The following is an 8262-nucleotide window of genomic DNA, read 5'->3' on the forward strand; positions in this document are numbered from 1 at the left end:
CGTCGCGATTGTCGAGTCGCACGTCGCCCGCGGCGACGGTGGCACCCAGCCGCGCCAGGAGCGGACGGTGGGGATGGAGTCCGGCCACCGCCGCAAACGGTCCCGCGGCTTCGACGCGGACCGTACCGCCGGAACCGCCGATGCGCGAGGCGAGCGCTGCCGCCGAGTCGAGAGGCAGCGGCGCACCGGTCACATCGAGCCTGCAGGCGAAGGCGGTCACGCGGCCACCTCGGGCAGGCGCTGGAACTTGTCCACCGTCTCGCGGTCCTCGTTCACCGGCTCGCCGTCCAGCTCCACCCAGGCGTGCGCCGTGAACGGGTACGGCTGCACGCCCAGCGCGAGCTGCGCCGGCACGCCGCGGCGGCGTAGCAGCACGTACAGCGCGAGCGACTGCTCCAGGCACACGGCGCGGCCGGGGAAGAACGCCGCCGCCACCGCCACACGGTATGCCGTGCTCTCGACCATTTCGGCCCGCGCTCCGCCCATCGCGCCGGTCCCTGCCGCCCGGCGCGCCCACGCGATGGACCTGCCGAAGCCGCGCAGCTTGAGCCGAGCGCGCACCGCCAGCAGCGTGAGGGCGCAGAGGCCGATTGAGGGAGCGGCGGGCGTTCTCATGCGAGGACGATCACGCCGAGGCTGGACAGGCGCGCGAGAAGCGCCAGGCAGTCGGCCTCCAGCTGCGCACGCGGCGCGTCGTACTCCGCCTCCAGCACGTCCACCACGGCGGACGCGGATGTGGCGCCGTCCAGCAGCGTCCAGATGCGCGACGCGACCTCGTCCAGCCCCAGGTACTCCCCGGCGCGAGGGTCCAACAGCACGGTGCGCTCGCCCTCCCCCGCCGCGGAGACGTGGGGCGCGCGTCGGTAGATGGCGTCGAGGGCCACCGGCGGAGCCTGCGTCCGCGTCTTCCGGAGCCAGCCTAACATTCGCGCCTCCATCTCGGCGGAAGGTGAACCACACGTTTACAGACCGATTACGCCGGACCGCATCCGACGACTGACCAACTATAATGCAGATTTCGACGTGTTCAAGGCTTGACATCCTGGATAGTTGACGCTCCAGACGGGCCATAGCGATATGGGGCGCTCGGTCGGCCAACCTACCATCAGCCCCGTTGCCGGCGATGCCTGTGCGTCGTACCTCCAACGAAAAACAGGCCGCCGGATGCGCCGGCGACCTGCCTATATCCACCTTCCACCTGCTTCGAGAGGGTGCTGACCCGCTACACCGCGCCGCGCATGTAGTACAGCAGCGCAATCCCGATCCACACCAGCCCCACGAGCGATGCGAGGATGGGCGGCGACGGCCTCAGGTTGCGGCGCAACCCGCGCTCGGCATTCCAGATTCCGAGCACGCAGCCGGCCAGCACCACCACGTCCAACGCGTACCCTGTCCACGCGCCCGCCGGCCCGATGCCGAGCAACGAGGGCACCGCGCTCACGACCAGCGAGCGCAAGGCCAGCGTGCCCAGGCAGGTGGAGCCGACGCCCGCGATCAGGAGTACGGTCTTGTACCGCCGTGAGCCGGCAGAGCCGGGCAGTTCTTTACGTTCCATGCGGGACGTCACGGTGTGGGGATCAGCACGCTGGGCGCGCACGCGGCAGCCGCTCCCAGGAGCCCGAGTGCAGTCAATCCGGTCTCTCTGCTCACGACGCTCACCGCTGGGGGCCGCTGCCACGTTCGCATCCGCCGCACGACACGTCACCGTTCGAGGTGCCGGTTCCGCAGGATGCTCAGGGGTGGACGTTCGCGTCCGGAAGCTCGACCCACCGACCGGTGCCGAGATTGCCGACCTGTGACTGCGGCGTGGCGCGCACCTCGGCCAGCTTGGACGCGAGCGCCTCCAGGGTGGGCGCAGGCAGACGGCTGGGGGCAACGAATCCCTGTACGATGAGAACCTGGTCGTGCTCCGCGCGGGCATGCGTACGCCGCTCGCGGCGAAGGAGCGCCAGCCCGGCGCCCAGCGCCTGAGGCGTCGCATCTGCCGGCAGCACGATCACGTCGGTCTTGCCGGACTCGAACCGCATCACCAGCACCTCCGCGGAGGGCTCGGGGAAGCTGTCCGGCAGCACCACGTCGACGGGCCCGCGAACGGGGCCCTGCGCATGCAGCTCCGTCCGAAACCCCACCAGCGACGCGGCCAGCACCAGACCACCCGCCACCACGCGCGAGATCGATTTCACCATTGGATTGTTCTCTCTGGAGTAGGATGATGGACGGGAATTCCTAGCTGCCAAGCTTCTCGCAACCGCGCGGCGTGATGGCGACGATCACGGCGTTCGCGTACGTGACGTCCCACGTGCAGAGATACCAATCCTCCAGAAACGGATCGCCACCGCCCCCACCGCCGGCAACGGTTGCGCAAGGCGGTTGATTCGCCCGGTCGCTCGACGGGGCGGCGCTCCCGCCCCATTCCACGAAGCTCCAGTTCACCAGGAACTTGTTGTGAGCCTCGTGATCCGTCTTCCCGAACAGCCCCGTCCCGCACGTCTTGGTGACGGGCACCGTCGCGTACGAGATGAGGTGGTAAATGCCGGGAAGCAGGTGGTCTTCCCCCCGCCGGACCCCGTCGACCTTGAAAACCGACGCCCCAGCAACGGTCACGTCGAGCGAACTCACCATCATGGCGGTCGTGGCTCGGTAATCCATGTCGGCCTCGATGTATCCGAGCCCCGGCTCGAAGCCGACCTTGGTAGTGGCGCTGATGATCAGACTAACGTCCGGCCAGTCCGCCGGAACGCCAGCAGGCAGCCCTCCGGTACTTGGAGGCGTTGGCGGTGGGGGGGTGTCGCCCCCGTCACCCAACGAGCCATTGATCGAGGTGGCGTGGCGGGCAGAGGAGGCATGCGGCCTCGGGTAGATCAGGTCGAGGTTTCGCGGTCCCGACTGCGGCCCGAACACATCAGCACAACCCCAGCATGCGGCGGCGGCGAGAAGGACGGTTGCCGCTTTTCTCATGTGCACTCCTGGGTGAATGTGTGCTCCGGCGCGCAACGCGCCGAACTTCCCGGCATCAACGCGCGGAGTCGCATCGAAGCCGGAAGCGGATGACCAGCGTAGACAGGGATCCCCCGCGGTCCTCGCTCAGGAGCGGTCCAGCCACCGCGATGGTGGACTGGTCCAGGACGGTGGCGGAGAACGGCCCCTTAAAAGGGTTCGGCGTGCGCGCGATCACGACCGGCTTGCCCAAGACGAGGCGGATAATCCGGAGCTCCCCGTCTGAATCCGGCATGCGGTGGTTCAACACCCATACGGGCTCCCGCCGGGGCAAGAGGCCTAGCGAGAAGGCTTGGCTGACGGAGGAGTCGAGCATCACCACCGGCTGGCCTTCCCGGGCTAGACTGGTACGCGCGGGGAACGACATCCCCCCACCATGCCCCACCCGCGACCACCACGTGATGATCTTCCCGCGAGGCGTCTCGAGCGGCGCCGGTTCATAAACCGGCTCCTCGCCTCCGCGGACGATCCGCCGGCCCGTATCCCACGCTTCGCCACGGCGATGCAAGAACAGCGAGTTGCTGTCGTGGGTTCCGGGCTCCGCGAACGCCCGAACGATGGCGATCTCCATCTCATTGTCGGTCCAGCCGGTGAACTCCACGTACGCGGCGTCGTCGACGGGCAAGCGCTCGTACGTCCAAACACCATTGTTCCGCTCGAACACCGCCACGGAGGATGTTCGCGACGAATCGGTGCGAACGGCCCAGGCGAAGTTGCCATGCCGGTACTGCAGCTCCGAGGAGTGGGATGGATTGATGGCCTCGTTCAGAGTGGCCGGAAGCTCGGTCAACGGGCTCCAGCCGCGGGGCGAGAGGGTGGCGAACCAGAGGTGGGCGATGGTGCCGCGGTTGGGGAAATGGTACTCCGGCGTCATCTCGGCGAAGATGACGCCCCAGGTGGCGTTGCCAGTCGGCACGGCGCGGACGAGCCCAATCCGTGAGGCGGGGATGGGCGATGGAATCATCCGCCCGGTCCCGGCGCCGGTGATCAGCGCGCCGAACACGGTGTCTCTCCCCTCCAGGCGGTACTGGCCAGACGCAGTGGTTCCCCACAGGAAGGTCGGCGAACCCGCGAGGAGCGTCACCGCGCCCGCGGTGGACGTCGCCATCGGCTCCACGTAGAGAATCTGTCCGGGCCCCACGGTCAGCGGCTGGCGCGACATCTCCCGAACCGGGCAGGAGCCGGCGACGGATGGTACGGTTTGCGCCGCTCCGTCTCCCCCGAACACGATGGTGAGGAAAGCGCAGACGGTAACCACACCGCCCGGTAATGCCCCCGGCCGATGGCTCCGCAGATCAGGCGATTTCCTGAGTACTTCCCTCATCCACGATCTCCTGTTTCGAAGCTGAAGGCTCGGCTGCGGGATAGCTGACGGACATTCGGGTGCGGCTCAGAGGACGCAGCTCGCGCTCGTGATCTCAACACGGATCAGCAGACACCAACCGTGGACGACACGCGTATCGTCCCGATTGGCCCGACGCATCGGCCAAGAGCTTCCCACGGCGCCGGCGTGCCTGCGCGTGCGTTCCATCAAAGCAAAGCGGAAGATGGGTACTGAGCCGAAGGCGGGTGAAGCGTCGGGCGAATAACTAAGGACGTAAATTTAGTCGCGCAAGGGTTCGATTTACGCGCATGACTCTCAACCACCTGAGACAGCTACCTTTGCTGACACCCACCTGGCTGCGCAACCGAGGGATGGCCGCCCTTATGTGTTTCTTTTCGAAAAGCTTATACCGGGGTCTACAGATTCGGCGCGTGAAGTAGAACAGTCTTCTGTTTCCTCCACGCGGCAGATGGTAATCGCGCGTGTGACGAAACTCGGAACGCGTACACAGCTTGCCCGTCGGCCGCTGCTCGGACTCGCTGGAACGACGACGACCCCAGCGCATACTGCTGGGGCCGTACGAAGTCGCATCTTCTGCCGTTCATCTACCGTGACTTGCAGTGATGCGGTTTCGTGTGTGCCGGACTCGCGTCACGCCAGCTCCACCTCCGAGGTGTCGGCGATGCGGAGGGTGGTGGGTAGATCGATGCTCACGGGGTCGGCGGCCCCCGGCGTCTCGGCGGTGCGGCGGGCGTAGGGGAGGGTGAAGACGAAGGTGCTCCCGGCGCCCTCCACGCTCTCCACCCAGATGCGCCCGCCGTGCGCCTCCACGATGCCGCGGGCGATGGAGAGGCCCAGGCCCACGCCGCGCCGGTCCCCCGCCCCGGCCTGCCAGAAGCGCCCGAACACGTGCGGCACCTGGCTGGCGGGGATGCCGGGCCCGGTGTCCTGGACCGCGACGCGCACCTCGCCGCCCGCCGCGGTGCAGCGCAGGGAGATGCGCCCGCCGGACGGGGTGAACTTGATGGCGTTGCCCACCAGGTTCGACACGACCTGGAGCACCCGGGCGGCGTCCATGCGCACCGGCGTGATCCCGCCCTCCACCTCGTGCGCGAAGGCGATCCCGCGTGCTTGGGCGAGCGGCGAGAGCATGCCCGCGGCCTCGGCGAGGACGCCGCGGATGCTCTCGTCGCGCGCGTCGAGCGCCAGCTTGCCGCCGGCGATGCGCGTGACCTCCAGCAGGTCCTGGATGAGCTGGTTCATGCGCTCGGAGATGCGGAGCACGGTGTCCAGCGGCTTGCGCTGCTCGGGCGCGGCGTCCTCGGCCAGCAGCTGCGCGGCCATGCGGATGGTGTTGAGCGGGTTGCGCAGGTCGTGCGCGACCACGCTCAATATCTCGTCGCGCGCGCGGGTGGCCGCGAGCGCGTCGTGGTAGAGCTGCGCCTTCTCTACCGCGCCCATCACGCGGCGCGCCAGCTCCTCCGCCAGGTCCAGGTCGTGCGTGTCCAGCGCGGGCCGCGGGCCGGCGGTGGCGAGCGTGACGGAGCCGAGCACGCGCCCCGCGGCGACGAGCGGCACGCTGGCCACGGAGCGCGGCGCCAGCGCGCGAAGAAGCTCGCGCTCCGCCTCGTCCGCGCAGGGGTCGGGGCCCAGCTCGGCCTCCACGTCGGCCATCAGCACGAACTGGCCGCCGGTCCACTCGGCCGCGCGAGGATGGCTGAGCGGCAGCGCGCCGCCCCACGCGTGGGGGTGGGCGTGCAGCAGCGCCTCGCGCTCCGGGTCCACGTGCGCGGCTGCCACGCGGGCGGGCGGCGCATCTCCATCCCCCAGCTCCACCACGAACGAGTCGGCGAGCTGCGGCACGCCCAGGCGCGCGACGGTGGCGAGCAGCGTCCGCCAGTCGAACGACAGGCTGAGCACGCGGCTGGCCTCGGCAAGGAACGCGGCGCGGCGCCCCGCATCTTCCGCCCGTTGACGTGCCGCGGCCTGCTCCAGGTGCAGGAAGCGCGTATGGAGCAGGTTGCGGATGCGCAGCGTCACCTCCACCGCGTCCAGCGGCTTGGTGAGGAAGTCGCTGGCTCCGCCCGCCAGCGCACGGAGCTTGACCTGCGCCGTGATGTCGGCCGTGAGGACGAGGATGGGAAAGTAGCCGCCGCCGGCGTGCGTCTCCCGCAGCCGGCGCATCACCTCGAACCCGTCCATGTGGGGCATGTGCAGGTCGAGGAGAAGCAGGTCCGGCGCGAGGTCGGCGAAGCGCTCCAGCGCATCGCGCGGGTCCTGGGTGCAGACGACGTTCTCGTAGCCCTCGTCGGCCAGCACCTCCTGGAGGAGCTGGAGGTTGGCGGGCTCGTCGTCCACCACCAGGATGGCTGCGGTGCGCACGTCGCGCGCGGTGCCCGGAGCGTTCATGCGGCGCCTCCCGTTTCGGCGAGCGACCGGTCCACCGTCTCCATGAACCGGTCCAGGTCCAGCGGCTTGGTCATGTATCCCTGCGCCCCGGCGGCCCGCAGCCGCTCCACCTGCCCCGGCGTGGCGTCCGCGCTGATGACGACCACGGGCGTGCGTGCGGTGCGCGGGTCGGCGCGCAGGCGGCGCAGCACCTCGGCGCCGGGCAGGTCGGGGAGATGCAGGTCGAGCAGGATCAGCTCCGGCGCGTGCTCCCAGGCCAGGTCCAGCCCCATCCGCCCCTGCATGGCCGAGAGCAGGGTGATCTCCGGGCGGCTGGAGAGCAGCGACTCCACCAGCGACAGGTTCGCCAGGTTGTCCTCCACGTACAGCACCGTGGCGGGCCGCGCCTCACCCGGAGCGGCGGATGCGCGGGGGACGGGCGAAGACGCGGCGATGCGCTCCACCGGGTCGGCCGCGGCGGGCAGCTCGACCCAGAAGCTGCTGCCCTCGCCCAGCATGCTCTCGGCCTCCAGCGTGCCGCCCATCGCCTCGGCGAGGCGGGCGGAGAGGGCGAGGCCCAGACCGGTGCCCTCCACCTCGGTCGCCTCGGCGCCGAGGCGCGCGAACGGGACGAACAGCTCGGCCATGCGCTCGCGGGGAATGCCGCGCCCCGTGTCGTGGACCCCGATGCGCAGGCGGCCGTTCTCGCCCGGCGCCCAGGTCACGCGCACGGTGCCGCCGGGGCGGTTGTACTTGACGGCGTTGGAGAGGAGGTTGAGGAGGAGCTGCGCCAGCCGCTGCCGGTCGGCGTGCACCCACAGGCCGGGGGCGGGCTCCGGGTCCGCGAGCTCGCAATCGTGCTGGGCGGCCAGCGGGCGGATCAGGTTCACCGCCTCGGCCAGCGCGGTGTCCACCCGCACCGGCTCTACCGACAGCGCGGCGCGGTCCGCTTCGATGCGGGCGATGTCGAGCACCTCGTTGATGAGGTTGAGCAGGTGCCGCCCCGCGCGGAGGATCTGGTCCAGCGAGCGGCGCTGCTCCGGCGTGGGCTCGCGGCGCTCCATCAGCTGTGCGAAGCCGAGGATGCTGTTCATGGGCGTGCGCAGCTCGTGGCTCATGCGGGACAGGAACTCGCTCTTCGCGTGGTTCGCCGCCTCGGCCGCCTCGCGCGCGCGCTCGGCCTCTTCCCTCGCCAGCTCCAGCGCCTCCACGCCGCGCCGCCGCTCGGTGATGTCGCGCGTGTTCACCAGCACGCCCTCGCCGGGGCCCGTGGGCGAGAGCGTGCAGCCCACCGCCTCCACCACGCGCCACGAGCCGTCGCGGTGCAGGAAGCGGAACGAGGCGGAGCGCGCCTGGCCCGGGTTCTCGGCCACCTCGCGCAGCCGGTCCACCACCATCGCCGCGTCTTCCGGGTGGATGAACTCGAACGCGCTGCGGCCCACCATCTCGTCCTGCGTGTAGCCGAACAGCCGCTCCACGGCGGGGCTCTGGTAGTCGAAGCTGGCGTCGGGCGCCAGGATGGTCACCAGGTCCGACGCGTTCTCGATCACCGC

9 protein-coding genes are annotated in these 8262 nt (G+C 69.9%); all 9 read right to left on the bottom strand.

Translation table 11 applies throughout. From position 1 onward, the window contains the following. The coding region (locus VFE05_19840) for a hypothetical protein (GenBank protein ID HET6232337.1) at positions 1-220 on the bottom strand (220 nt) is incomplete at its 3' end. Next, a complete protein-coding gene (locus tag VFE05_19845) occupies positions 217-615 on the bottom strand; it encodes a lasso peptide biosynthesis B2 protein (GenBank protein HET6232338.1) in 399 nt (132 codons plus the stop codon). The genes VFE05_19840 and VFE05_19845, both read right to left, overlap by 4 nt. Then, positions 612-926, bottom strand: coding sequence for a PqqD family protein (locus tag VFE05_19850; protein HET6232339.1), 315 nt, complete (start codon positions 924-926; stop codon positions 612-614). The genes VFE05_19845 and VFE05_19850 overlap by 4 nt, the downstream gene beginning before the upstream one ends. Positions 927-1222: 296 nt before the next feature. Beyond that, on the bottom strand, positions 1223-1555 hold the full coding sequence (locus tag VFE05_19855) for a hypothetical protein (GenBank protein HET6232340.1): 333 nt from the start codon (positions 1553-1555) through the stop codon (positions 1223-1225). A gap of 178 nt (positions 1556-1733) precedes the next feature. Continuing rightward, complete coding sequence (locus tag VFE05_19860) at positions 1734-2186, bottom strand: hypothetical protein (protein ID HET6232341.1); 453 nt, start codon at positions 2184-2186, stop codon at positions 1734-1736. A 40-nt stretch (positions 2187-2226) separates the two neighbouring features. Next, entirely contained in the window at positions 2227-2958 is a 732-nt protein-coding gene (locus VFE05_19865; protein ID HET6232342.1) for a hypothetical protein, read from the bottom strand. A gap of 55 nt (positions 2959-3013) precedes the next feature. Further along, on the bottom strand, positions 3014-4321 hold the full coding sequence (locus tag VFE05_19870) for a hypothetical protein (GenBank protein ID HET6232343.1): 1308 nt from the start codon (positions 4319-4321) through the stop codon (positions 3014-3016). A gap of 651 nt (positions 4322-4972) precedes the next feature. After that, positions 4973-6730 carry an ATP-binding protein gene (locus tag VFE05_19875; GenBank protein ID HET6232344.1) on the bottom strand — a complete coding sequence of 586 codons (1758 nt, stop codon included), beginning with the start codon at positions 6728-6730 and terminating at the stop codon, positions 4973-4975. Further along, positions 6727-8262 (bottom strand): ATP-binding protein (locus VFE05_19880; GenBank protein HET6232345.1); only part of this gene is annotated, 1536 nt, incomplete at its 5' end. The genes VFE05_19880 and VFE05_19875, both read right to left, overlap by 4 nt.

The organism is Longimicrobiaceae bacterium (assembly GCA_035696245.1).
GTDB lineage: Bacteria > Gemmatimonadota > Gemmatimonadetes > Longimicrobiales > Longimicrobiaceae > DASRQW01.

Coding starts and splice junctions, on each gene's coding strand:
- VFE05_19845 (HET6232338.1), bottom strand. CDS start 615: ATGAGAACGCCCGCCGCTCCCTCAATCGGCCTCTGCGCCCTCACGCTG.
- VFE05_19850 (HET6232339.1), bottom strand. CDS start 926: ATGTTAGGCTGGCTCCGGAAGACGCGGACGCAGGCTCCGCCGGTGGCC.
- VFE05_19855 (HET6232340.1), bottom strand. CDS start 1,555: ATGGAACGTAAAGAACTGCCCGGCTCTGCCGGCTCACGGCGGTACAAG.
- VFE05_19875 (HET6232344.1), bottom strand. CDS start 6,730: ATGAACGCTCCGGGCACCGCGCGCGACGTGCGCACCGCAGCCATCCTG.
- VFE05_19860 (HET6232341.1), bottom strand. CDS start 2,186: ATGGTGAAATCGATCTCGCGCGTGGTGGCGGGTGGTCTGGTGCTGGCC.
- VFE05_19865 (HET6232342.1), bottom strand. CDS start 2,958: ATGAGAAAAGCGGCAACCGTCCTTCTCGCCGCCGCCGCATGCTGGGGT.
- VFE05_19870 (HET6232343.1), bottom strand. CDS start 4,321: ATGAGGGAAGTACTCAGGAAATCGCCTGATCTGCGGAGCCATCGGCCG.